The sequence below is a fragment of the Novosphingobium sp. 9 genome, from assembly GCF_025340265.1.
GTDB lineage: Bacteria > Pseudomonadota > Alphaproteobacteria > Sphingomonadales > Sphingomonadaceae > Novosphingobium.
Genome location: NZ_CP022707.1, coordinates 1 through 23949, shown reverse-complemented (window position 1 = coordinate 23949; position 23949 = coordinate 1). Strand labels below are relative to the sequence as shown.

Here is a 23949-nt window from a genome sequence, read left to right as displayed (position 1 = left end):
GAATGACGAAACGGAGAGAATGCCGGTCGACCGATCGGAACGGCCAATTCGGGCGCCTGACCGCCACCTTCCCTCACGCCACCCCCAGCAGTTCCTCCGCGCCCACAAGGTCCACGCTGACGAGGCGGGAGACGCCTTGTTCCACCATCGTCACGCCGAACAGGCGGTGCATGCGGCTCATCGTCACGGCGTTGTGGGTGACGACCAGATAGCGCGTTTCGGTCTCGCGCGTCATCGCTTCGAGCAGGTCGCAGAAGCGTTCGATATTGGCATCGTCGAGTGGGGCGTCGACCTCGTCGAGAACGCAGATCGGCGCGGGGTTGGTCAGGAACAGGCCGAAGATCAGCGCCACCGCCGTCAGCGCCTGCTCCCCGCCCGACAGCAGCGTCAGCGATTGCAGGCGCTTGCCCGGCGGCTGGGCGAAGATTTCGAGGCCCGCCTCCAGCGGATCGTCCGAATCGACGAGGGCAAGGTGCGCCTGTCCGCCCTGGAATAACTGCGTGAACAGGCGGCGGAAGTGGCCGTCCACCGCCTCGAAGGCCGCGCGCAGACGCTCGCGCCCCTCGCGGTTGAGCTTGCCGATCGAGCCGCGCAGGCGATTGACGGCCTCGACCAGTTCGGCCTTCTCGGTGACGCTGGTTCCGAGCCGCGCCTCGGCTTCGACCAGTTCGTCGGCGGCGACGAGGTTGACCGGGCCGATCTTCTCGCGCTCTCCCGTCAGCCGCTCCATCGCGGCGCTCTCGGCAGATACTGTGCCGACATCGCCCCAGGCGAAGCCGTGGCGTTCGGGCAGGACCGGGGGCGGGCACTGGAAGCGCTCGGCGCAGGTGCGGTTGATGTCGAGCCGCCGCGCGTCTTCCGCCTCGGCACGGGCGGTGGCCCCGGCGCGTGCTTCGCGGGCAGAGGCCAGCGCTTCGGTGGTGGTGGCAAGCGCGGTATCGGCCTGCCTGGCGGCCTGTGTCGCGGCCTCCAGCGCAGCGTCGGCTTGCGCAAGCTCGGCGGCAAGGCGCTGGCGGATGGTCTCGGCCTGCTCGATCTGCGCCAGCAGCGCATCGGGGCGCCCGGCATTGACCGCGTGCTCGGCCTCGATCTCCTCCAGACGGCCCGCCATCTTGGCAAGCCGCTGCGCTGCATCGCCCGCGCGCGCCTGCCAGCCCTTGATATCGCCGCGCTGCGAGGCGATCCGCTCGCGCGAGACGGCAAGGCCCTGATCGTGGGCGGCAAGCGCGGCAGTGGCGGTGATCATGCCCTGCCGCATGGCCTCGTTGCGCTGACGGGCCTCGGCAAGGCTTGCCCGACCGACTTCGGGATCGGGCAGGCCGGTGCGTTTGGTTTCGGCGACCGCGAGTTCGTCCTGCGCGGCTTCAAGGCGTTGTGACAGGTCGGCACGGGCCGCCTCGATCTCGACGCGGCGAGCTTCGTGACGGCGTGCGGCGTCCTCGGCGTGATCGACGGCGCGCAAGGCGGCGCGCTCGTCGGCCGCCGCTTCGCCCAGCGTGCGTTCGAGCGCGATAATCTCGGCCTGAAGTGCGCTCAACCGGGTTTGTGTCGCGTTCTGTGCCGTCTCTGCCTGTTTCAACGCATCCTTGAGCGGGGGCATCTGCGCGTCGAGCTGGGCAAAGCGATTGTCCGCCTCAAGCCGCGCAGCTTCGGCCCCGCCTTCGCCACGCGCGACGAAACCGTCCCACCGCCGCAGCACGCCCTCGCGCGTCACCAGCCATTCGCCGGGGGCCAGAAGGCGGCCATCATCGGCCTCGACAACATGGACCAGCGCCAGTCGTGCGCGCAGTTCGGGCGGGCATTCGGGGACGTGAAGCGACAGGTTTTCAGGGACTTGCGCCGGGGCTTCCGCGCCGGTCCAGTAGCGTCCGTCGCTGCCCGGATCGCGCCCCAGCGGCGCGCGCGCATCGCGCCCGAGCACGGCGGCGAGTGCGCGTTCGTAGCCGGGTTCCGCACGCATCGCCTCGATGGCGGGGGTCATCCCGTGCGCGGCTTTGGCGCCGCGCGCACGCGCCTCGCGGTCGCGCAGCAGGCCGGCATGTTCGCGCTCGACACCGGTCAGATCGGCGCGCGCCGTCGCCAGCGCGGAAGCTGCACCATCGCGCTCGACCTGCAAGGAGGCCTTGGATTCGTTGGCCTTTTCAAGGTTTCCCCGCGCCGCCTTCAGGATCGCCGCAGCGTTCTCTACGTGGGCCTGCGCCTGCTTCACGGCAGCCGCGAGGTCGCCCGCAGCCGCATGGGCGGACGTCTGCGCCTCAATCCGGGAAACCTCGGCATTCAGCCGATCGCGTGCGGTCTGGGCTTGCCGGATCTCGGCCTCGACGATGCGCCATTCCGCCTCGATACCCGCCTGCGCGGCGGTCGCCTGCGCGAGGTCCAACTCGGCGGTTCGTGCCGACCGTTCGGCCCCTTCCAGCGCGTTGGCAAGGCGCGGACGTTGCGTTTCTTCGGTCTGGAGGCGCACTTCGCCCTCGGCCACGTCCTTCTCCAGCCGGGCGAGGGCCTCTGCGGCATCGCGGGTCAGCCGGTCGGCGTCGCCCCGGTCGGATTCGAGGCGCATGCGCTGGCGCTCGAGGTCTTTCAGGCGCTGTTCCGCCGCGTCGAGCTGCCCGGTCAGCGTGGCGAGGCGGTGCCCTTGTGCATTGGCATCGTCGCGCCGGTCGGTGAGGATATCGCGTGCCTTGGCCAGCGCCGCCGCAGTTTCGGCCTGTTCGGTCTGCGCCTGCGCGGTGGCGGTCTGCGCCGCTGCGACCGAGGTTTCACAGGCGAGCGCCTGCTTTTTCGCCGCTTCGGCGGCCTCTGCCGCGTCGCGCCAGCGGGCGAACAGCACGCGCGCTTCGGCCACCCGGATCTGGTCGGAAAGGGCACGATAGCGCTCCGCCGCGCGGGCCTGCCGTCGCAAGGCGCCGACCTGCCTGTCGAGCCCGGCCATGATGTCGTCGAGCCGGGCGAGGTTGGTTTCGGTGGCCTTGAGCTTGCTCTCGGCATCCTTGCGACGGACGTGAAGCCCGGCGATGCCGGCGGCCTCTTCCAGCATGGCGCGGCGTTCGGCAGGCTTGGCGGCGATCACGGCGGCGATGCGGCCCTGGCTGACGAGCGCGGGCGAATGTGCGCCGGTTGCGGCATCGGCAAAGGTGAGCGCGACGTCCTTGGCGCGCACGTCGCGCCCGTTGATGCGATAGGCGCTGCCCGCGCCGCGCTCGATCCGGCGGATGACTTCGAGTTCGTCGCGGGTGCCGTCTTCGCGAAGGGCCGTATCGCCCACCAGCACGACTTCGGCGAAAGCGCGGGGCGGGCGGCTGGCCGTCCCTGCGAAGATCACGTCCTCCATGCCGCCGCCGCGCATCGACTTGGCCGAGCTTTCGCCCATGACCCAGCGGATCGCTTCGAGGAGGTTGGACTTGCCGCAGCCGTTGGGGCCGACGACGCCGGTCAGCCCCGGCTCGATGCGCAGTTCGGCAGGCTCGACGAAGCTCTTGAAGCCACTGAGCCGAAGACGCCGGATGCGCATCGAGAGGGTATCAGCTGATCAGAGGATTAGCTTGCGCGGATCAGCGCGCACCGGCCTCTTGCAGCTTGGTTTCCAGCTCGCCCCACTCCATCGACCCGATCGACGAGCCGTTGAGAATGAAGGTGGGCGTGCCTTCTACGTTGTACTGCTTGGTCGCCTGCTCGGTCATGTCGCTGAGCGCCTTGGCCTTGGCCGTATCGGCAAGGCAGGTCTGGGCCTGCGCCTTCGAGATGCCGCGTGCAGCGAAGAAGTCGGTCATGCCAGAAAGCTGGGCGACAGCCGGGATCTGCTGTGGCGGCGGCATGTTCTGCAGTTCCTTCAGCTTGGCGTCGCCAGCGGCCTGGATGTTCTGGAACATGTTGGGCTGCCAGGCCCAGAACTGCTCGGACAGCGGGATCACCGTCTCGGTCGAGCCGCAGGTGGCAAGCAGGGCTGCCGGAATGTCGAAGGCGTTCAGCATGAAATAGCGCAGTTCGTAGCTGACGCGGCCGCTGTCGATATAGGTGTTGCGCAGCGTGGCGAAGCCGTCGTCCGCCAGCTTGGCGCAGTGCGAGCAGCTGAGCGCGCCGTATTCGATCAGCTTGATCGGGGCGTTCGGGTTGCCCATGCGATAGCCGCCCTCGGGCGTCTTCGAGATCACGTCGGACCACTGTTCACCGGTCGGCGGGGCGACCTTGGCGACTGCGGTGGCGCTGGCGGTCGGGCCATCGCTGGAGGAGCCGGAGCCGCAGGCGGCGAGACCGAGGGCGAGCGGGGCGGCCAGAAGGCCAAGCGCAAGAGCGCGGATGCGGGTCATCGACAGGAGATCCTTTGCTGGAAAGGGCAGGCTAGCGGAGGAAGCAGGGCGCAGGCAAGCACGGTCGTCGCGACGATAGCTGCGCCAGAATGGGGTGCGGGATCAGGACATGCTGCTGCGGTGGGCGGCGATACGGCCAAGCAGGTCCTTCTGGAGCGTGGGCCAGTCGTGCTCTTCCGCCAGCTTGCCATCAATGACGAAGCTGGGGGTGCCGGGAACGCCGACCTGTTCGGCGACCTTCTGCAGGCCCATCAGCTTGTCGATCGCCGCTTTGCTGGACAGGCACTGGTCGGCCTGCGCCTGGCTGATGCCCCAGGGCTTGACCGTCGCATAGAAGCCGAAGTCGGTGGTGATCGCTTTCATGCGGTCAGGCACAGCGCCGGTGAACCAGCGCTGCTGCTGATCGCGCGTGAACATCTCGGCCTTGGCGATCCACACATCCTGCGTGGCCATGAAGGCATTGTGGCGGGTCCACATCTGGCGCGGATCGCCGCAGGCCACCAGCAGCGAGACGGCAAGGTCGATGGGGTTGCGCAGCAAGGAGCTGACCGTCACCTGGATCTGGCCCTTGGGGATGGCCGACTGCTGGAGCGCGGCGGTCGAGTCCTTGTGGAATTCGGCGCAATGCGGGCAGGTATAGCTGACGTATTCGGTCATCTTCACCGGCGCATTGGGATTGCCGACGGTGATCGTGCCGTCGGGATTGGCGCTTTCGACCAGCGACCAGTTGCGGCCTGCCGAGACTGCGGCCTTTTTGGGGGCGGCGGCGGAAAGGGCGGTGCTGCCTGCCGTGCCGATCAGCAGCGCGGCGGACAGGCCGACAAGCGCGGCGGTATGCTTGAACATTACTTGGTCTCCTGTCCGTCCCTGGCACTCATGCTGCGGGCAAGCGATTCGAGGACCGCGCGCAGTTCGGGATCGCCGATGTCGCGCAGCGACTCGCCAAGTTCGAACGGCACGGGCTTGAGTGATGGCGGCGCCCCCTTGGGCGGTGAAGCAGGCGGTGCCTTAACCGCGCCTTGCCGGATCTTCACTTTCGCCACGGCATTGTACCCGAAGAACCGGTTTACCCTCTCGACGATCTCGGGAATCACGTGCTGGATGATCGTGGCATGGGCCGGCACGACCACCAGCTGGAGGATGCCCTCGCTCTTTTCGCCGGGCGGGAAGCGGATCGATTCGGGCGAGCAGATGCGCGCATGACGGGCACCGACGATCTCGGGCCAGCGCGAGACCACGCTGGACTGCACGAAGCCGAAACGGCGAAATGCCGTGCGACCGACTTCGGGCATAAGGTCGGAGATCGCCCGTGCAGGGCCGCCGCGCGCCCGCTCGAAGCGCTTGGGCGCGACGGCAGCTTTCTCGCCCTTGGCCTTTTCAGCCTTGGACCCTTGCGCCTTTTCGGGGGCGGATTTTCCCGGAGATGTCGAGCCTTGGCGTTCCATTGTCCGCGTTCCAATGCCATAGCGGCGCGATGGACTCCAGTTCCGAAACGGCCCTGCTTGCAAACGATCCACCACACGTTGCAGTCGCACGCGATCTGCTGGCCTGGTACGACGTTCATGCGCGGCAGTTGCCCTGGCGGGCACCGCCCGGAACGCCGCCGAGCGAGCCCTATCGCGTGTGGTTGTCCGAAGTCATGCTCCAGCAGACGACGGTGGCGGCGGTAAAGGCCTATTTCGCCGCCTTCATCGAACGCTGGCCGAGCGTGATGGACCTCGCAGCTGCGCCGGACGCCGATGTCATGGCGGCCTGGGCGGGCCTTGGCTACTATGCCCGTGCGCGCAACCTGCTGGCCTGTGCGCGCGAAGTCTCTGCACGAGGCGGCGTGTTCCCTTCGACCGAAGAGGAACTGCGCGCGCTGCCGGGATTGGGGGCCTATACGGCGGCGGCTGTCGCGGCGATTGCCTTCGGGCAGCGCGCAGTAGTGGTCGACGCCAATGTCGAGCGGGTGGTCGCCCGGCTGTTCGCGCTGGAGGACGCCTTGCCGGGGGCGAGGCCGCGCATCCGCGAACTGGCGGACCGGATCACGCCCGATGCGCGCGCGGGCGATTTTGCGCAGGCGATGATGGATCTTGGCGCGACGGTCTGCACCTCGCGCAACCCGCGCTGTTTGCTCTGTCCGATCTCTGCCGACTGCGCGGGGCGGATGTCCGGGGAGCCGGAGCGGTTTCCTGTCAAGGCGCCGAAGAAAGCCAAGCCGCGCCGACAGGGCCGGGCGTTTTGGATCGAGCGCGAGATCGGGGGCGAGCCGCATGTCCTCACCGTGCGACGCGAAGGCAAGGGCATGCTCGGCGGGATGCGCGCGCTGCCCGACGATGGCTGGAGCGCGAAAGGCGATGGGCACGCAGAGCCGCCGTTAGCCGGGGCTTGGGAGCCGCTGGGCCGGGTTGAGCACGTCTTTACCCACTTCACGCTGGAGCTGGGCGTTTCGGGTTGGCTTGGTGCCGATGCGCCGCTGGAACAGATGGCGCGTGACATTGATGGCGAGTGGTGGCCGCTTGCCCGGATCGACGAGGCGGGACTGCCCACACTGTTCGCCCGTGCGGCAAGGCTGGGTCTTACGTGAACGCTGAACGCCTCGGCGCGGCGATGGACCGGCGGCTGTTCCTGCGCATGGCGGCGAGCGCAGGGATCGGCGCTGCGCTGCTGCCGCGCCTTGCGCTGGCCGCTGCGCAGCCTGACCGTATGGCGCATGTCGAGGCCGTGGTTGCGCGCTGGGTCGGGACGGGGCATTTTCCCGGCCTTGTCGCCTCGCTCGGCCTGCCGGGGCAGCCCACACAGTTCGTCGCGCGCGGCATGCAGGCCTTCACCGATGGCACGCCGATGAGTGCCGACAGCCTGTTCCGCATCTATTCGATGACCAAGCCGATCACCGGCATCATGGCGATGCAGTTGATCGCGGAAGGCAGGCTCGGCCTCGACCAGCCTCTGGCGGAAATCCTGCCCGAATATGCGCAGATGCAGGTGCAGAACCAGTACGACGGCTCGATCACCGCGCTGCATCCGGCGCCGCGCGCGATCACCATCCGGCAATTGCTGACGCATACCTCGGGCCTTGGTTATTCGATCGTTCAGAAGGGGCCGATCGCGGCGCTGATGCGGCGGCAAGGACTGGTGCCGGGGCAGGTGACGCGGATCAGCCTGCCGGGGCTCGACTGGGGCACGCCGGTTCCGGGACTGGAGGCTTTCGCGCAAAGGCTGGCGAAAGTGCCGCTGGTCGCCGATCCGGGCACGGCATGGCACTATTCGATGGGGCTCGACCTGATGGGCCGGGTGATCGAGGTGGTGACGGGCCAGCGCTTCGATGCTTTCCTGCGCGAGCGCCTGTTCGCGCCCGCAGGGATGGCGAGCACGTCGTTTCAGGTGTCGCCGCGCGATGCACATCGGCTGACGACGAACTATGGCGTCGTCGCGGGGCATCTGGTGCCGATCGATCCGGGCGAGACTTCGGTGTTCCTGAGCGCGCCCGCGTTCCCGTTCGGTGGATCGGGCCTCGTTTCCTCCCCGCGCGATTACGACCGGTTCCTGCGTCTGCTGGCACAGGGCGGCATGCTCGACGGGCGCCGTATTCTGTCCGAGCAGGCGGTTCGGGTCGGCACGTCGAACCTGCTTCCGCCCGGTGTTCCGTTACCGGTGATCGATGGCGCGCCCCGCAGCGGCTTCGGCGCCGGTGGCCGCGTCGGCCTCGGGGCTGAGGCCGGGATCTTCGGCTGGTCGGGCGCTGCCGGGACGGTGGCCATGGTCGACATGGTTCACGGCTATCGCTCGCAGCTGTTCGCCCAGTTCATGCCCCCCAACGCGCTTGGCCTGCTGCCCGAGTTCCAGCGCGCCCTCAAGGCCGATATCATGGCTATTCTGGAGACTTCCTGATCGTGTCGCTTCCCCCGCTTCCCTGCTGACCCGCACGCTCGGGCCGATTGCCTTTTCCGGTTCGCACGTCGACCGTGCCGATCCTATCCGCGCTGACCCTGAGGCGCTGGCACGTCTGAAGACGGACGATGCGCGCCTGCTGCTGCTCGACAATCTGGAGCCGCGCCTGACCGATACCGGCGCGCTCGTCTGGGCTACGCTGGCCGATGCGCGCGAGGATGCCGAACTGGTGTTTCTGGGCCTCGACGGCGAGCGTGGCTGCTTCGTGGCCGTGCCCGAGGCCGCGCCCAAGGGCGGCTATCGTCCGGGCCGCGCGAACTGGAGCGTGATGGCCGGGCTCGGCAGTGGCGAACTGGCGGCCTATGGCACCGCGCGCGCATTGGCGGCGTGGCATGCCAACCATCGCTTCTGCCCGGTTTGCGGCCATGCCTCGCGCATCGCCAAGGGCGGCTGGCAGCGCCATTGCGGCAGCGAGGATTGCGGCGCCGATCACTTCCCGCGTGTCGATCCGGTGGCGATTATGCTGATCGAGCACGAAGGTCGGGCGCTGCTGGGTCGTGGCCTGAACTTCCCCGAGCGTCGCTATTCCACGCTCGCCGGGTTCATCGAGCCGGGCGAGAACATCGAAGAAGCCGTGGCGCGCGAAGTCTACGAGGAAGCGGGCGTGCCGGTGCGCGACGTGGCGTATATCGCCAGCCAGCCATGGCCGTTCCCGGCCTCGCTGATGATCGGTTGCCATGGCCTTGCCGACAGCGCCGAGATCGTGATCGACGAAAGCGAGATGGCCGATGTGCGCTGGTTCACCCGCGAAGACGTGATCGAGGCACTGACTGCGCGCGAAGCCGGGCGCGACGGCGAGGCGTTCGATGCCCCGCCGCTCACCGCTGTCGCCAACTGGCTGATGCGCTGGTGGGTGGAGAAAGGCTGAGGCGGAGGGTCGCGCCCTTTATGCCGCCTTGCGACTGAGCAGGTCGTCGCCTGCGCCGCGCGGCAGCAGTAGCCCATCGACCAACCCGGTAAGCGTCAGCAGTCCCATGCCAAGAAAGGCAAGGCGATAGGCGATCCCCGGCTGGTCCAGCCCGAGGGCATGGGCCAGCGGTTCGCTGCCGCGCACGAACAGCGCCGAAATCGCGATGCCCGCTGCCATCGCCAATTGTGAGGTGGTGTTGAACAGGCTGTTGGCGTCGCTCATGTCCGACTTGGGGACGTCGGCGAAGGCAAGCGTGCCCATCGTGGTGAACTGCATCGAGCGCGCCATACCGCTGGCGAAAAGGATTATGCAGATCACGGGGGTCGGTGTTGCCGGGGTGAACAGGGCGCAGGCGGCGACAGTCACCACGCAGGCGAGGCCGTTGACCAGCAGCACCCGTCGATAGCCGAACGCGCGCAGCGTGCGCGTGGTGATCAGCTTCATCGTGATGTTTCCGGCGAACAGCGCCAGCAGCAGCAGTCCGGCATGGAACGGGGTGTAGCCGAAGCCCACCTGGAACATGAGGGGCAGGAGGAACGGCACGGCGGAGATGCCCATGCGCGAAAACGAACCGCCGCGGATCGAGGCGCGAAAGGTGTCGATGCTCCAAGACTTCAGGCGGATCATCGGCGCACTCGCGCGGTTCATGTGGATTACCGCAATGGCGAGCAGCACTAGTCCTGCGACGATGGCGCCTACGCCGGTCATGCTGCCGCCTTCGCCCGCCAGTTCAAGGCCGAGCAGCAGCGCGAACGTGCCAAGGCCGCTCAGGAAGAAGCCCGGCCAGTCAAACCGGCGCTGGTCTTCGCCATAGGCCTGCGGGATCAGCATCCAAGCGGCGATCAGCGCGGCGATGCCGAGCGGTACGTTGATATAGAAGATCCAGCGCCAGCCGAAATGCTGGGTGATGAAGCCGCCCAGTGGAGGCCCCAGGACCGGCGCGACGAGAGCGGGCCAGACAAGGTTGTTGAGCGCCACCACAAGCTGGTCACGCGGGGTGAAGCGCATGACGACGAGGCGCCCGACCGGCACCATCATCGCGCCCGCCACGCCTTGCAAGACGCGCAGGGCAACGAAGACCCACAGATCGCTCGCTTGCGCACAGAGCGCCGAGGCGATCGTGAACAGGGCGACCGATGCGGCGAACACCCGCCGGGCACCGAAGCGGTCAGCCACCCATCCGCTGGCGGGGATGAATACTCCCAGCGTCAGCAGATAGGCACTGACACCGATGTTGAGCGCCACCGCCGTGGTCCCGAAGGCCTTGGCCATCGAGGGCAGCGCGGTGGCGATGATCGTCCCGTCGAGAATTTCCATGAACATAGATCCCGTCACCAGGATCATCACCAGCCGCAGTCGCGCATCGGAAATGCGGGGCTGCTGTTCGGACTGGGGGCCCGGCTGACTGTCGCGGGGACTGGCAGCCGGGTTCATGGGCTCGCGGGACGTTTCACTCATTCGATCGGATCACCGTTCTGGGGGCCGGGATAGCGCGACAGCCAATAGGCATAGGGCTCGGGCAGCAGCGTCGCCGACTTGGGCACGCCAAGGTTGCGGGCAAGGCGGAAGGGATAGTGCGGATCGGCAAGATGCGCGCGGGCGACGAACACCACGTCCATCTGCTCGCCGTCGATCGCGGCCGTGACGACCTCGGGCTTGTCCATGCCCCAGGCGGTGCCGACCGGCAGGCCGGTTTCCTCGCGCACGCGCTTGGCGATGGGGCCTATGAAACCGTCGCTCCACGGCACATTCGCCTCGATCGTCGAGAAGCCCATCGAGACCGACAGGAAATCGAGCCCTTCGGTCTTGAAGGTCTTCACCAGGCCGATCGCCTCGGCCAGCGTTTCCTCGTCGCGGCCGTCGAACTCGATCACGCCGAAGCGGGCGGTCAGCGGCAGGTTCTCCGGCCAGACCTTGCGCACTTCGCGCAGGGTCTCGATCAGGAAGCGTCCGCGCTTCTGCGCATCGCCGCCGTACTCGTCGGTGCGGGTGTTGGCGTGGACCGAGAAGAAGCTCTGCGCCAGATAGCCGTGCGCGAAGTGCAGTTCGAGCCACTGGAAGCCCGCATCGAGCGCGCGCTTGGCAGCGCTGACGAAATCGGCGGTGACGCGGGCGATATCGTCCTTCGACATCTCGGCCGGCAGCTTGGGCAGACCGCCACCGAAAGCGATGGCCGAGGGTGAGATCGTCTGCCAGCCGCCGGGAGCGTCGTTGGCGATGTGATCATCGCCTTCCCACGGCTTGTTGGCACTGGCCTTGCGACCGGCATGGCCGATCTGGATGCCGGGCACCGAGCCCGCCGCCTTGATGGCGTGGGCGATGCGCGCCATGCCTTCGGTCTGGCCGTCTTCCCACAGGCCGGTGCAGCCGGGCGTGATGCGGCCTTCGGGCGAGACGCCGGTGGCCTCGACGATGACGAGGCCTGCGCCGCCGCGGGCCATGGCGGTGTAGTGGGCGAGATGCCATTCGGTGACGTAGCCGTCGCGTGCCGAATACTGGCACATCGGCGGCACCGCGATGCGGTTGCGGAGAGTGATGTCCTTCAGGGTGAAGGGAGAGAAGACTCGAGTGGTCATGTCGTTGCCTCGTAGACGCAAGTGACGAAAAAGGAAAAGTGTGCGTGCGGGAGTTTCAGGGGGGGAGGGAGAACGCCGCGCACGCACACCTGTTCGGTCGCCTTCGGGGGTGAAGATGCGACCGGGGGAGGAAATCAGGCCGAAGGAGTAATCGCTTCCAGCACCAGCTGCGCGACGCCGAGCGAGGATGCCGGGTTCTGCCCGGTCACAAGCTGCCCGTCGCGCACGGCGTGGGCCTCGAAATCGGGGCCCTTGTCGATCTGCGCGCCAAGTTCGGCGAGGCGCGTTTCGAGCAGGAAGGGGACGGCCTTGTCGAGGCCGGCGGCGCGTTCCTCGCTGTCGGTGAAGGCGCTGACCTTGCGACCGGCGACCAGCGGCTTGCCGTCTTCGTCGGTGGCGCTGACCAGCCCTGCCGGGCCGTGGCATACGGCGGCGACGACCTTGCCTTGCGCCCATGCCTTGCCAAGCAGCGCGGCGAGGACGGCGTTGCCGGGCATGTCCCACATGGTGCCGTGGCCACCGGGCAGGAACACCGCGTCGTAGTCGGCAGCGTCGATCTCGGCGATCGAGGGGGTGCCGGCGATCATCTGTTGAAAGACTTCGTCGCTAGCGGCGCGCTCGACGCTGGCGGGAGTTTCGCTGCCCTCTTCGGCACCGGCCTGCGAATTGGGATCGACCGGCACCGCGCCACCGGCAACAGAGGCGACGGTCACTTCGCAGCCTGCATCGGCAAAGGCGTAGAACGGGGTGGTCAGTTCCTCCAGCCAGACGCCGGTGGTGTGGCCGGTATCGCCCAGCGACGTGTGCGAGGTGACGACGATCAGGACACGGGACTTGGTAGTGTCGGTCATTGTGATGCCTTTCCGTCCAGAAGGACGATCGGTTTACCGGTGAAGTTGCGGTCGCGCAGCCCTGCAAGGGCCTGCGGCAGATCTGCGAAGGAGGCGGAGACGAGCGGTTCGGCGACGATCCGGCCCGCAGCGATGTCGCTGAGCAGCACTTCGCCGTGGGTAACGACGCGGGCCCAGTCCTCACTGTCGCCGTGCTGGTGCAGCGCGCCGAGCGCGATTTCGTGCAGCGACAATGCGCGCCCGAAGGCCGGGCTCGGCCATTGGGCGACACGGCCCTGGATGCACACGAGATGCCCCTTGGCGCGGACTGCCGGGTGGAGACGCATGGCATGGTCGGGGCCGATCGAATCGATCACGGCGGAGAAGCGGCGCGGATCGCTCCACATCGTATCGTCCGGCAGAGGGCCTGCGATCCAGTCGACCGCGCCCAGACCCGCGAGCCTTTCGCGATGGCGCGCGTTGCACATCGCCGTAACGCGCCACCCGGCGCGGGTGGCCAGCTGAACGATATACCCGCCGACAGCGCCGCCCGCGCCGCTCACCAGCATGGCCTCGCCGGGGCGCGAGGGCAACTGGTCCAGCGCGGTCCAGGCGGTCAGCAGAGGGCAGGGCAGTCCGGCCGCCGTGGCGAAGTCCATCGCTTCGGGCAGGCGCAGCAGCACCTCGGCGCGGACCGGCGTGAACTCGGCATAGCTGCCGTGTACCAAGAGGTTCTGGTGATAGGCGACGCGCTGGCCGAGCCACCCGGTCGTGACGCCTTCGCCCAGCGCAACGACCACGCCTGCACCGTCGACGCCCGCCACATGGCCCGGCGCCCAGCTGTCCATTGCGCCCAGCACTTTCCAGTCGACCGGGTTCAGTCCGATCGCGTGGTTCTGCACGAGCACCTCGCCCGCTGCCGGAGAAGGCAGGGGGCGGGTGTCACGCGTCAGGGTCAGCGGGTCGGAGCCTTCCTGCCAGCCCCAGGCTTCGTATTCGCCGGGAAGCGCGATCATCTCAGGCGTAGGCCCCGGCCGAATAGGTCAGTTCGTAGCTGTGGCTGTAGACTTCCAGGATATTGCCGAACGGGTCCTCGCAGTAGACCATGCGATAGGGCTTTTCGCCGGGGTAGTAATAGCGCACGGGCATGCGCTGCTTGCCACCGGCGGCAACGATCTTCTCGGCGAGGCCTTCCACGTCAGGGTCCTGCACGCAGAAGTGGAAGACGCTGGTCTTCCAGTATTCGAAGTTGTTGTCCGGCTTCTCGGCATTGAGGAACTGGAAGATTTCCACGCCCACGCGGTCACCGGTGGAAAGATGGGCGATGCGGAAGGACTTCCAGTCCTTGCCGAACACGTCGGTACACATCACGCCGATGGCGCTGTCGTCCTCGGTGATCGTGGTGGGCGGCATGATGAGATACCAACCCATGACTTCGGTGTAGAACTTCACGGCGGCATCGAGGTCCGGCACCGAAAGGCCGATATGTGAGAACGCGCGCGGGTAGGTGGTGGTCATCAAGATCGCTCCTTGAAAGGGTCGATCTTGGAATAGGTATGGATATGGATTAGAAGAAGGCATGATGCCTTATCCATTTCATAAAACATCCTAATGATAAATCCGCTGTGGAGCCGCTCGCTGCTGGCGCTGGAAAAGGCCGGCAGCTTCACCCGCGCCGCGCAGGCGCTCGATCTGACGCAGGCCGCTGTCAGCCAGCATATCCGCCAGCTGGAAGACCGGTTCGGGGCAGTGGTGCTTCGCCGCTCCCGCGCGCTGGAATGGACGCCTGTGGGACTGGCCTTGCTGGATCATGCGCGGGAGCTTGAAGCGGCGGAACTGCGGCTGGCGGCGCGGCTGGTCGGGCAGGATGTGCTGGCCGGTGACGTCGAAGTGGTGACGCCGGGCAGTGTCGGCCTGCTGCTGAACCCGCTGCTGCTCGATCTTCAGGAGCGGGAGCCGGGCCTCGTTATCCGTCATCGTTTCGCGCCGGATGCCGGAGTGGTCGAGGATGTCGCCGCCAACCGGGCGGACTTCGGCATAGCCTCGATCCGCCCGGACGATCCGCGTCTGGCCGCGACGCCCTTTCTCGAAGAACCGCTCGAACTGATCGTCCCCGTGAACGAGGTCGCGGAAAGCTGGGAGGATCTGCGGCGCATCGGTATGATCGATCACCCGGATGGCAAGGCAATGGCGACGCGGCTTCTCTCGCGGCGTTTCGGGGGCAATCCCGGCGTGCGCCACCTGCCGGTGCGCGGCTTTTCCAATCAGGTCGGCTTGATTCTGGAGCCGGTGGCGCGTGGTCTCGGCTTTACCGTGTTGCCGCGTTACGCCCGGCAGGCTTTCGCGAAGCAGGACCGGATCTGCGTTGTCGAGTGCGGAACGCCGGTGGTCGATACGCTCTGGCTTCTGCACCGCGCCGAATGGCCGTTGCCTGCCCGTGCCCGCCATGTGGTGGAACACCTGCGACGGTCGCTGGGGCTACCCACCGATATGGCTCTCTAGGTTCAGGGGCGCCTGAGGTCAGGGCGGGGTACTGGAAGGCAGGGTAGGCCAGATAAACGGCGCGTCGTCTTCGTGATGGACTTTTGGCGGTGTGGCGTGGCTGGAAACCGCCAGCGCATCGAGCGGTGCGATCAGCGGCCGGAGGGGAAGTCCTGCCAGATTATCCGTTACCGGCGATAGCGAGAGAGAGGGGGCGGGGAGGTGTGCGTCCGGCGGCGTGACATTGTCGATGGCCGGTGCGAACAGGGCGGTCTCGTCGTCAAGCAACCCGGCAGCGCGCAGGGCGCTGGCCTGCGTGATCAGGGCATCGGCTTCCGCCTGCGCCAGCGTGGTGCGGGCCGTCAACAGGTCGGTGGTGGCATCAAGCACTTCGCGCAGTGTGCGAATGCCGGCGCGCTCCTGTTCCTGAATGCCGGCCACGGCGCTTTCGGCATTGCGGACCGCTTCCCGGTAAAGCGGCAGCCGCTCGCGTGCGGCGGCAGCGCTCGCCTGATTGGCGGCGATGGCTTCGCGCATGTCGCGCCAGGCCTGTTCGATCTGGAGGATCGCGGCCTGATCGCGCGCCTCTGCCTCGCGCACGGCAGCCGAGAGCTGGCCGCTGCTGTAAAGCGGCATCGACAGCGTGACGCCTGCCACCAGCGCCTCGCTGCGGCTGGTATTCGCATAAGGCGTAAAGGGCGTTCGTTCTGCCGAGGCGTGGGCGGAAAGCGTCGGCCCTGTCTCGGCGCGGGCGGCGGCGAGCGCGGCGGCGGCGATCCGCTCCTGCAGGCGGGCGATGGCCAGATCGGGGCTGGCATCGATGCCTTGCGCCTCAAGCTCCGTACGCGCCGGGAGTGCCGGGGGCGAGGGGATTGTCTGAAGGTCTGCCGGGTAATGGCCGACCAGATTGCGATAGCGGGCAGCGCTTTGCTCGGCAGCGGATCGGGCATCCAGCACGCGCCCCTCTGCCAGAGCCAGCTGGGCGGCGGTCTGTTCCAGATCGGGGGCAGTCGCATCGCGCAGATCGTAGCGGGCCTGAATGATCGCGCGCTGGCGCGTCAACAGATCGCGGTTCTCCCGTGCCACGGACTCCAGCGCAAGGTCGCGTCGAAGCGCGGCATAGGCGGCGACGACATTGAGGATCAGCGTCTGGCGCACGGCCCGCAACTGTTCGCGTGCGAGCCCTTGCTGTGCCTTTGCCGACAGGGTGGCCGCCGCGAGGCGCCCGAAGGTGAACAGCGGCTGGGTCAGAGTCACGGCACCCGAGGTCGCGAACCCGTCTTGCGTCGAGGCATAAGGCGGGTCGCGATCGGTTTCGAGCGTATAGTCATGGCTGACCGTTACCGACAGGCTTGGACCATAGGCGCCTTGCGTCCGGTTGCGAACTTCGTCTGCTGCACGCACCTGCGCCTTTCCGGCTGCCAGAACGGGGTTCTGTTCGAGCGCGGCGGCAATCGCCTCGGGCAGCGTTTCCGCATGGGCAGTGCCGGGATACAGAAACAGGATTGCGACCGGCAGCAGGCTTTCGGCGGTCCACAGGCGAGGGCGATCCGTGGCGGCTGTGCGAAGGGGCATGGTGGTGTCATCCGGCAGGGCGGCATGGGCAAGCGCCAGCTACGGCCAGTGTAGAGCGTCGATGGGGCATCCAGCACGCGGGGATTGCTCGAAAATGCACCGATCTCGCCTTGCGCGGTCGCGTCTTGCAGCGGACGATCCGACCTTGCTGCGGAGGTAGAGGATCGATGTTCGGCTTCGGCGTTCTGACGCAGGATCTTCGCGATGCCACGGCTCCGGTGCGCCGGGTGCTTTTGCCGATTGCGGCGATCAGCAGCGTCTACAACGTCCTGCTGCTGTCGGGCTCGTTCTTCATGCTGCTCGTCTATGACGATGTGCTGCCTTCGCGCAGCGTGCCCTCGCTGGTCGGCCTGTTCGTGCTGGTGGCTTTCGCCTACCTGTTCCAGGCGGGTTTCGACATTCTGCGCGGTGCGATCCTTGTACAGGCGGGCACCATGTTCACCCGGCGCCTGTCTGACCGGGTCATGGATGTGGTTTCCGGCTTCGAGCTGACTCACGGCGTCCTGCCCAATGGCATCCAGATCGTGCGCGATGCCGATGCCGTGCGCAGCTTCCTCTCCGGGCCGGGGCCTCTGGCACTGCTGGACCTGCCCTGGGTGCTGCTCTACCTGCTGGTGCTGGCCGTTTTCCATTGGAGCCTTGCGCTGCTGGTGACGGCGGGCGCGCTGGTGCTGATCGGGCTGATGATCTTCAACGATCGCGCCACGCGGGCCACCGCCATGCTGAACGTGCAGGCATCGAGCGCGCGTTTCGGCATGGCCGAGACCACGCGCCGAAATGCCGAGACGATCCGGGCGATGGGCATGTCGCGCTGGCATCGCCGGGCCTGGCACGATGCGGAAACCGCGCATCTCGCCGCAAACGATCGTCTCGCCTGGCTGTCCAGCTCGATCGGCGGGGCGAGCAAGGCTTTTCGCCTGCTTCTGCAGTCAGCGGTGCTGGCGCTCGGCGCATGGCTGGTGATCGAGGGCAGGGCGAGCGGCGGGGTGATCATTGCCAGCTCGATCCTGTCCGCCCGCGCGCTGGCGCCGGCCGAACAGGTGATCGCCAACTGGAAGCAGTTGCTCGCCGCCCGGCAGGCCATGGTCCGGCTGCGCGATCATCTGCAGGCCGTGCCGGTGGAACAGGAGCCGATGGGGCTCGATCTGCCCTCGCACGATCTGGTGCTGGAGGCAGTGGCCTGTGCGCCGCCGGGTCTTCGCGAGCTGACCGTGTCGGGAGCGAGCTTTCGTTTGCAGGCAGGCGATGCCGTGGCGGTGATCGGGCGCAGCGGATCGGGAAAATCCACGCTGGCACGGGCGATCTGCGGGATCTGGCCGGTACGCCATGGTTCGGTGCGACTGGACGGGGCCACGCTCGATCAGTGGTCGGGGCCGCAGCGCGGGCGGATCGTGGGGTATGTGCCGCAGGGGATCGAGTTGTTGCCCGGCACGCTGGCGCAGAACATTGCGCGCTTTGAGCCGGACGCAGACCGCGATGCGATTCTGGCCGCGGCGCGTGCAGCCGATGTGCATGATCTTATCGTCGGGCTGGAGGGTGGATACGACTATGTGATCGGTGCCAACGGCGCCAGCCTTTCGGGTGGGCAGCAGCAGCGTATTGCGCTGGCGCGGGCGCTCTATGGCGATCCTTTCCTGCTGGTGCTGGACGAGGCCAACAGCAATCTCGATTTCGAGGGGGAGCGTGCGCTGGCGCGAGCTATCGCCTCGGCACGGGCACGTGGCGGCATCGTCGTGGTGATCGCGCATCGGGCCAGCATCGTCCAACATGTCAGCCATGTGCTGGTGATGGGCAATGGCCGCATAGAACAGTTCGGGCCGCGCGACAGCTTCATGCGCCGCGATGTGGGCGAGCGGGGCTCGCAGCCGTCACCGGTGGAGGAAGATCTGGCGATGGCCGAGGCCGATGCCGAAGGGCATGGATGATGGGGCTGGCGCTTGCCATACCCGCTGCTGCGGTTTCTTCGGACCCGGCTGGCTCGACTGCCGCTGCGGACGAGGTGCGTTTGCGACGGCTGGCGGTCGCGGGCGTTCTGGGCGTCGTCGCCTTGGTGTTTGGCCTGGGCGGACTGGCGGCCTTCCTGCCGCTGGCGGGAGCCGTCGTGGCCGAAGGGACGGTCGATGTCGCAGGTCAGGTCAAGCGCGTCTCGCAGCCTTATGGTGGTGTGGTCTCAGAGATTGCCGTGCAGAACGGCGATCACGTGCAGGCCGGGCAAGTGCTTGTGCGGCTGGACGAGTCTGTCACAGAAGCCAGTGCGGCATACGCCGGGCTGGGGCGGGATCGGCTGATCGCGCGGATCGACCGGCTGCGTGCGCAGAGTGAGGGGCGCAGTGACGTCGCCGCATCAAAGGCGCTGTCCGGGCAGGCTACCACAGGCATCCTGCGCGACGAGCGGCAGGCGCTGCGCCTGAACGAGGCCGCTCTTGCCGATCAGGCCCGCGCGTTGCGGGCGCGGATCGCGGCGGCACGGGCTGATGTCCGGCGCGGTGAGGCGGACACCGTCGCCTACGCCAGCCAGCAGGCGCTTATCGGGCGCGAACTGGATCAGACCCGCAAGCTCTACGAACGCCGTCTGACCACGCTCGATCGGTTGAGTGCGCTGGAGCGGGCCGCCGTGGGCGTGGAGGCCAGTCGCAAGACCGCAGAGGAAAGCGTCGCCGGGGCACGGGCACAGATCGCGGAACTTGAGGCGCAACTTGCCGCGCTTGCCAGCACTTCGCGGGCGCAGGCGGCTGCCGATCTCGGGCAGGCGCAGGCGGCGCTGGCCGATGCAGGGCCGCGCGCTGCCAGCGCGGAAGATGAAGATCGGCATACCGCGATCCGCTCGCCGGTCGCGGGCACGGTCGAGAAGCTGGCGGTCTCGACGATTGGCGGGATCGTGCGGGCCGGCGACACAGTGGCCGAGGTCGTGCCGGATGGCGGGAGGCTGGAAGTCAGTGCCCGGATTTCGGTGAGTGCGGTTGACCGGGTAGAGGCGGGGCGCCGGGCAGTGCTGCGTTTCACTGCGTTCGACATGCGCACCACACCCGAACTGAACGGGCGTGTCCTGCGCGTTGCGACGGACCGCACGCAGGACGCTGCCACGGGCGCCGTGTGGTACGAGGCGCGGATCGCCATTCCGCGCAAGGAACTGGCCCGGCTTCACGGCAAGCGTCTGGCAGTGGGCATGCCGGTGGAGGTGTTCATCCAGACCCAGCAGCATTCGCTGCTCAGCTATATCCTGCGCCCGCTGTCGGACCAGTTCAAACGCGCATTGCGGGAGTAGGCAGGAGAAGGGGCGTCGGTTTTTTGCGCGGTCGATCAGACGTTAGTCGGCGGGCTTGATGGGGGAGCGAAAATGGACGTATCCCTGCTCGTCATCCTCAACTCGCTTCAGGATCCATGGCTGAGTGGGCGTGCGCGGTGAGAATCCGCAACCCACGTCAGTCTTTCATGATCGGAGTTGGCTTGATGGACCTGAAACACGTTCACTTTGACGTCTGGTATGGGTGGATTGCGGTCATACGACCGATTCACTTCAACTTTCGTCATTCCCGCGAAGGCGGGAATCCAGTCGGCGCAACGCGTCGAAACCGAGATCGCTGGCGAGATTGCACCACGGCGGATTTCCCTTTTCGATCAGGTGCGGTGCTTGCGCAGGAGGTAATGTTTTGTGCCAGGGCGAGAATGGAGGGATCAGGTCGGCAGGCATCCCTTATCGCAAGGTCGCTACTGGATTCCCGCCTTCGCGGGAATGACGAGGAAAGGGGCGATTGCCGAACGGCAGAAAACCTCGCTCCTGGGAGCATTGTATATCGTGACCGGATAACCCTCCTTCAGACATTACCCCCACACGCCCGGCAGGCGGGGTCTTTCGCGATTCGCATGGCGCGCATGCCGGGCTTTAGGCCGTCGATCAGGTGGAGGGTGCCGAACTGCGGATCGTCGCCCAGCGCGGCGTGGCCGTGGAGCAGCACGCGCATCGCGTGCATGGCCGCGAAGGTGCCGACCATGCCGACCATCGCGCCCAGCACGCCGTCGGCGGCGCAAGTGTCGCAGTCGGCCGCGTCGAAGGCGTCGCCCACGAAGCAGCGGTAGCAGGGCTGGTCGGGCAGGTGTCCGGCGAAGTTGGCGACCTGTCCCTGAAAGCGGCCGACCGCCGCACTTGTCAGCGATATGTCTGCCGCGACACAGGCATCTGACACCGCGAGACGAGTCGCGAAGTTGTCACACCCGTCCAGTACCAGATCGGCGCCGGAGACCAGTGCGCTCGCGTTATCGCTCCCCACGTTCTCGACGCAAGCGGTGACATCGATGGCAGGATCGAAACGCCGCACCCATCCGGCCGCCGCTTCCGCCTTGGGCGTGCCGACATCCGACGGCGTGAAAACAGTCTGGCGCTGGAGATTGCTGGTGTCGACGACATCACGGTCTACCAGCGTCACTTTCCCGACCCCTGCGCCCGCCAGATACTGGAGCGCGGGGGCACCAATGCCGCCGCAGCCGATCAGCACCACATGCGCGCGGGCAAGGGCGACCTGTCCGGCGCCGCCGATCTCGGGCAGCACGATATGCCGGGCGAAGCGCTGGGCGCGCTCTGGCGTGATGATGGGGGCAGGGGAGGTCGTCATGACCCTGTCCTAGCGCATGGGCAGGGCAGGGTGAAGGCTCGGCCTGATGCCGCAGGCAACGCCCAAGGGGTGTTCGACATTCAGATGATGACGAGCCGAAAATGGTGATTTTTCGGGACCGGGAGCGCAGCGTACTTCCGGTACGTGAGCACAGGAAGCTCGGAAAATCGCCATTTGCAGGCCGTCAGGGCTGAATGTCTGCCCTATGCTGCCAGCGTCACCCGGTTGCGCCCTCCGGCCTTGGCGCGATAGAGCGCGGTGTCCGCCGCGCGCGTGGCCTCTCCCAGCGAGGAGAAGCCTGAAAGCGGGGCAAGGCCGCACGAGAACGTCACGCGGCGGCTGCCGACGCCGAGCGCGGTGCTCTCGGCAATCGCGGCGCGCAGGCGGTCCATCACCCGGTGTGCTTCGTTCATGTCGGTATCGGGGAAGACCACCGCGAATTCCTCGCCGCCCCAGCGCGCGACCAGATCGGTGCGGCGCACACCTTCGGACAGGCGCGCGGCAAAGGCGGTGAGCAGGTCGTCGCCGCGATCGTGGCCGAGTTGGTCGTTGATCAGCTTGAAGTGGTCGATATCGACGAGCGCGAAGACACCCGAGCGCTCGCCGTCGAGCAGGCGCTCGGCCGTGCCGAGAAAGCCGCGACGGTTGCGGATGCGGGTCAGCGGGTCGCGCTCTGCCGCGTCGGTCAGCTTTTCGATCCGCGCCGCCGATTCGTTGGCGGCGGTGGTGACGCCGTGGAGCAGCTGGCCGACCAGATCGCGACCCCCGATGGGAATGTCGGTGACGCGCTTGCCCGCCTGGATCGATTCGAGCATCCGCGTCGCCTTGGTGACGGGGGAGAGCAGGCCGTGCACGGCAGCAAGTCCGCAGGCGGTGCCTGCCAGCGTCGCGAGCAGCAGGACCAGCAGGGTAATCGGATGCCACTGGCCCGACAGCGCGGCAAAGGCGACGCAGGCGATCAGGGGAACATGCACGGCGCCGAAGCAGACGGTCAGAATGCGCCACTCGTAATGGCGCGGAAACAGGAACGTGGTGGCCTGATAGAAGCGCATAGGGGGGCTTGCCTCTTCCTCTGGTTGTAGACGTTGGTGTGGTCGAACCCGAAGATCATCAGGCTTGAAAGGGACGCTAGAGACGCGCGGGTTAGCCAAAAGTTAAAAAGTGTGAACGCGCGTCGATACGGGCTTTGAAGGCGGTAAAATGCAAACAGGCCGGCGCGCATTGGATGCGGCCGGCCTGTGGGTAACGTTGTGAATAGGCTGTTGTTCCGCGCCGGATATCCGGCGGAAAACCTCAGCTTTCGAGCTGGCGGAGCAGCGAGCGCACGTCGCCGTCCATGTCGGCATCGCGGCTGCGCAGATCCTCGATTAGGCGCACGGCGTGGATCACCGTCGAGTGATCGCGGCCACCGAACTTGCGGCCGATCTCGGGGTACGAGCGCGGCGTCAGCACCTTGGCGAGGTACATCGCCACCTGACGCGGGCGCACGACCGCGCGGGCGCGGCGCTTGCTGCTCATCTCGGTGCGGTCGATGCGGTAGAACTGGCAGACCGTGCGCTGGATCTCGTCGATGGTGATCCGGCGGCGGTTGGCCGAGAGGATGTCGGTCAGCTGCTCTTCGGCAAGCTGGAGCGACACGGCCTGCCCGGTCAGCTGGGCATAGGCGATCAGCTTGTTGAGGCCGCCGACCAGCTCGCGCACGTTGCGATTGATGGTGCGGGCCAGGAACTCGATCACGTCCGCAGGCACGTCCACCGAGGCGAAGCGCGTCAGGCGGCCTTCGAGGATCGCGCGGCGCAGTTCGATGTCGGCAGGCTGGATGTCGGCGACGAGGCCCATCGACAGGCGCGAGAGCAGGCGCGGTTCGACGCCATCGAGCGCCTGGGGCGCGCGGTCGGCGGCGAAGACCAGTCGCTTGCCTTCCTGCAGCAGCGCATCGATCGTGTAGAGCAGCTCTTCCTGTGCCGAAGCCTTGCCGATGATGAACTGGATATCGTCCACCAGCAGCAGGTCGAAGCCGCGCAGGCGGGCCTTGAACTCGATCATCTGGTTCTGGCGCAGCGCCTGGACGAACTCGACCATGAAGCGCTCTGCCGAGCAGTAGAAGATTCGCGCCTGCGGGTGGCTGGCAAGGTAGGCGTGGCCGATCGCGTGGAGTAGGTGCGTCTTGCCCTGACCGGTAGCGGCCTTGAGGTAGAGCGGCGAGAACTGCGGCGTTTCCGTGGCCGACATGCGCTGTGCGGCGTTGAACGCCAGCACGTTCGAGGTGCCGGTCACGAACGAGGCGAACGTCTGCGAGGCGTCGATCCCGGCCGGGCCCTGACCCAGCGAGGCGAACGATTCGCCGACGAGCGCAGCGGCCAGCGTGTCACCGGCGCCCTGTGCCGAATCATTGGCAGGGGCGCTGGCGGGACGGCCACCGCCGCCCAGACGCAGCTCGGGCAGCTGGCGACGGCCCGGATGCACCAGCACGCGCACGTGGCGCACGTCGGGACGGGCGATCTTCCAGGCCAGCGAAAGCCGGTCGGCGAAACGGTCGGCAACCCAGTTGGCCGAGAATTCGGTGGGGAGATAGAGATCGAGCGTGCCCGTCTCCGCGCAGTAGTTGCCCGGCTGGATCGGACGGATCCACTGGCTGTGCGCCTGATGGCCCAGGTCCTTGCGAAGGCCCTGGCTGATGTCTGCCCAGTCTGCCGCCAGATTTACGGCTTCCTGATCCTCTTCCAT

18 protein-coding genes and 1 pseudogene are annotated in these 23949 nt (G+C 67.2%); 6 read left to right on the top strand and 13 right to left on the bottom strand.

The features are described 5' to 3' along the window. Positions 1 to 73: 73 nt before the first annotated feature. From smc to CI805_RS00080, 4 genes are all read right to left on the bottom strand, one after another. Positions 74 to 3511, bottom strand: a complete 3438-nt coding sequence (gene smc, locus CI805_RS00095; protein WP_260924842.1) for a chromosome segregation protein SMC — start codon at positions 3509 to 3511, stop codon at positions 74 to 76. A gap of 40 nt (positions 3512 to 3551) precedes the next feature. Beyond that, a complete protein-coding gene (locus CI805_RS00090) occupies positions 3552 to 4307 on the bottom strand; it encodes a DsbA family protein (RefSeq protein ID WP_260924832.1) in 756 nt (251 codons plus the stop codon). A gap of 102 nt (positions 4308 to 4409) precedes the next feature. Then, positions 4410 to 5153 carry a DsbA family protein gene (locus CI805_RS00085; protein ID WP_260924830.1) on the bottom strand — a complete coding sequence of 248 codons (744 nt, stop codon included), beginning with the start codon at positions 5151 to 5153 and terminating at the stop codon, positions 4410 to 4412. After that, a complete protein-coding gene (locus CI805_RS00080; protein ID WP_260924828.1) occupies positions 5153 to 5752 on the bottom strand; it encodes a DUF721 domain-containing protein in 600 nt (199 codons plus the stop codon). The genes CI805_RS00085 and CI805_RS00080 overlap by 1 nt, the downstream gene beginning before the upstream one ends. Positions 5753 to 5781: 29 nt before the next feature. Between CI805_RS00080 and CI805_RS00075 the strand changes: the two genes are divergently transcribed. The 3 genes from CI805_RS00075 to nudC are packed head-to-tail and all read left to right on the top strand — an operon-like array spanning position 5782 to position 9108. Continuing rightward, positions 5782 to 6876 carry an A/G-specific adenine glycosylase gene (locus CI805_RS00075; protein WP_260924826.1) on the top strand — a complete coding sequence of 365 codons (1095 nt, stop codon included), beginning with the start codon at positions 5782 to 5784 and terminating at the stop codon, positions 6874 to 6876. 23 nt (positions 6877 to 6899) lie between these two features. Continuing rightward, positions 6900 to 8180, top strand: coding sequence for a serine hydrolase domain-containing protein (locus tag CI805_RS00070; protein WP_260928001.1), 1281 nt, complete (start codon positions 6900 to 6902; stop codon positions 8178 to 8180). 22 nt (positions 8181 to 8202) lie between these two features. Further along, on the top strand, positions 8203 to 9108 hold the full coding sequence (nudC, locus tag CI805_RS00065; RefSeq protein ID WP_260928000.1) for an NAD(+) diphosphatase: 906 nt from the start codon (positions 8203 to 8205) through the stop codon (positions 9106 to 9108). An 18-nt stretch (positions 9109 to 9126) separates the two neighbouring features. On the opposite strand, the gene CI805_RS00060 is transcribed toward nudC, so the two are convergent. The 5 genes from CI805_RS00060 to CI805_RS00040 form a co-directional block, all read right to left on the bottom strand. Next, the gene (locus CI805_RS00060; RefSeq protein WP_260924824.1) at positions 9127 to 10608 is read right to left on the bottom strand and encodes an MFS transporter; all 1482 of its coding nucleotides are present in this window, start codon (positions 10606 to 10608) and stop codon (positions 9127 to 9129) included. Next, positions 10605 to 11726: an NADH:flavin oxidoreductase/NADH oxidase gene (locus tag CI805_RS00055; protein ID WP_260924822.1), complete on the bottom strand. Its 1122-nt coding sequence runs from the start codon at positions 11724 to 11726 to the stop codon at positions 10605 to 10607. Before CI805_RS00055 ends, CI805_RS00060 begins: the two co-directional genes overlap by 4 nt. Positions 11727 to 11860: 134 nt before the next feature. Then, positions 11861 to 12577 (bottom strand): type 1 glutamine amidotransferase domain-containing protein, encoded by a 717-nt coding sequence (locus CI805_RS00050; RefSeq protein ID WP_260924820.1) that lies wholly within the window; start codon positions 12575 to 12577, stop codon positions 11861 to 11863. After that, on the bottom strand, positions 12574 to 13572 hold the full coding sequence (locus CI805_RS00045; RefSeq protein WP_260924817.1) for an alcohol dehydrogenase catalytic domain-containing protein: 999 nt from the start codon (positions 13570 to 13572) through the stop codon (positions 12574 to 12576). The genes CI805_RS00050 and CI805_RS00045 overlap by 4 nt, the downstream gene beginning before the upstream one ends. A 1-nt stretch (position 13573) precedes the next feature. Further along, positions 13574 to 14074: a lactoylglutathione lyase family protein gene (locus CI805_RS00040; RefSeq protein ID WP_260924815.1), complete on the bottom strand. Its 501-nt coding sequence runs from the start codon at positions 14072 to 14074 to the stop codon at positions 13574 to 13576. 93 nt (positions 14075 to 14167) lie between these two features. On the opposite strand from CI805_RS00040, the gene CI805_RS00035 reads away from it, so the two are divergent. Next, the gene (locus CI805_RS00035; RefSeq protein WP_260924813.1) at positions 14168 to 15058 is read left to right on the top strand and encodes a LysR family transcriptional regulator; all 891 of its coding nucleotides are present in this window, start codon (positions 14168 to 14170) and stop codon (positions 15056 to 15058) included. Between the two features lie 18 nt (positions 15059 to 15076). Here CI805_RS00035 and CI805_RS00030 read toward each other — a convergent pair whose 3' ends face one another. Further along, positions 15077 to 16612 (bottom strand): TolC family protein, encoded by a 1536-nt coding sequence (locus CI805_RS00030; RefSeq protein ID WP_260924811.1) that lies wholly within the window; start codon positions 16610 to 16612, stop codon positions 15077 to 15079. A 167-nt stretch (positions 16613 to 16779) separates the two neighbouring features. Here CI805_RS00030 and CI805_RS00025 point away from each other — a divergent pair, with 167 nt between their 5' ends. Together CI805_RS00025 and CI805_RS00020 are read left to right on the top strand one after the other, a co-directional pair. Continuing rightward, positions 16780 to 18537: a type I secretion system permease/ATPase gene (locus CI805_RS00025; protein ID WP_260924809.1), complete on the top strand. Its 1758-nt coding sequence runs from the start codon at positions 16780 to 16782 to the stop codon at positions 18535 to 18537. Beyond that, the gene (locus CI805_RS00020; RefSeq protein WP_260924807.1) at positions 18534 to 19877 is read left to right on the top strand and encodes an HlyD family type I secretion periplasmic adaptor subunit; all 1344 of its coding nucleotides are present in this window, start codon (positions 18534 to 18536) and stop codon (positions 19875 to 19877) included. The genes CI805_RS00025 and CI805_RS00020 overlap by 4 nt, the downstream gene beginning before the upstream one ends. A 550-nt stretch (positions 19878 to 20427) precedes the next feature. On the opposite strand, the gene CI805_RS00015 is transcribed toward CI805_RS00020, so the two are convergent. The 3 genes and pseudogenes from CI805_RS00015 to dnaA all read right to left on the bottom strand — a co-directional run. Continuing rightward, entirely contained in the window at positions 20428 to 21222 is a 795-nt protein-coding gene (locus tag CI805_RS00015) for a HesA/MoeB/ThiF family protein (protein ID WP_260924805.1), read from the bottom strand. A gap of 203 nt (positions 21223 to 21425) precedes the next feature. Then, positions 21426 to 22274, bottom strand: coding sequence for a GGDEF domain-containing protein (locus CI805_RS00010; RefSeq protein ID WP_260924803.1), 849 nt, complete (start codon positions 22272 to 22274; stop codon positions 21426 to 21428). A gap of 244 nt (positions 22275 to 22518) precedes the next feature. Next, positions 22519 to 23924 (bottom strand): annotated as a pseudogene (gene dnaA, locus CI805_RS00005) (chromosomal replication initiator protein DnaA); the annotation flags it as partial. Positions 23925 to 23949: the final 25 nt, after the last annotated feature.

Coding starts and splice junctions, on each gene's coding strand:
- CI805_RS00035 (WP_260924813.1), top strand. CDS start 14,168: ATGATAAATCCGCTGTGGAGCCGCTCGCTGCTGGCGCTGGAAAAGGCC.
- CI805_RS00025 (WP_260924809.1), top strand. CDS start 16,780: ATGTTCGGCTTCGGCGTTCTGACGCAGGATCTTCGCGATGCCACGGCT.
- CI805_RS00060 (WP_260924824.1), bottom strand. CDS start 10,608: ATGAGTGAAACGTCCCGCGAGCCCATGAACCCGGCTGCCAGTCCCCGC.
- CI805_RS00090 (WP_260924832.1), bottom strand. CDS start 4,307: ATGACCCGCATCCGCGCTCTTGCGCTTGGCCTTCTGGCCGCCCCGCTC.
- CI805_RS00070 (WP_260928001.1), top strand. CDS start 6,900: ATGGACCGGCGGCTGTTCCTGCGCATGGCGGCGAGCGCAGGGATCGGC.
- CI805_RS00080 (WP_260924828.1), bottom strand. CDS start 5,752: ATGGAACGCCAAGGCTCGACATCTCCGGGAAAATCCGCCCCCGAAAAG.
- CI805_RS00050 (WP_260924820.1), bottom strand. CDS start 12,577: ATGACCGACACTACCAAGTCCCGTGTCCTGATCGTCGTCACCTCGCAC.
- CI805_RS00075 (WP_260924826.1), top strand. CDS start 5,782: ATGGACTCCAGTTCCGAAACGGCCCTGCTTGCAAACGATCCACCACAC.
- CI805_RS00040 (WP_260924815.1), bottom strand. CDS start 14,074: ATGACCACCACCTACCCGCGCGCGTTCTCACATATCGGCCTTTCGGTG.
- CI805_RS00030 (WP_260924811.1), bottom strand. CDS start 16,612: ATGCCCCTTCGCACAGCCGCCACGGATCGCCCTCGCCTGTGGACCGCC.
- CI805_RS00045 (WP_260924817.1), bottom strand. CDS start 13,572: ATGATCGCGCTTCCCGGCGAATACGAAGCCTGGGGCTGGCAGGAAGGC.
- CI805_RS00010 (WP_260924803.1), bottom strand. CDS start 22,274: ATGCGCTTCTATCAGGCCACCACGTTCCTGTTTCCGCGCCATTACGAG.
- smc (WP_260924842.1), bottom strand. CDS start 3,511: ATGCGCATCCGGCGTCTTCGGCTCAGTGGCTTCAAGAGCTTCGTCGAG.
- CI805_RS00020 (WP_260924807.1), top strand. CDS start 18,534: ATGATGGGGCTGGCGCTTGCCATACCCGCTGCTGCGGTTTCTTCGGAC.
- CI805_RS00085 (WP_260924830.1), bottom strand. CDS start 5,153: ATGTTCAAGCATACCGCCGCGCTTGTCGGCCTGTCCGCCGCGCTGCTG.
- CI805_RS00055 (WP_260924822.1), bottom strand. CDS start 11,726: ATGACCACTCGAGTCTTCTCTCCCTTCACCCTGAAGGACATCACTCTC.
- CI805_RS00015 (WP_260924805.1), bottom strand. CDS start 21,222: ATGACGACCTCCCCTGCCCCCATCATCACGCCAGAGCGCGCCCAGCGC.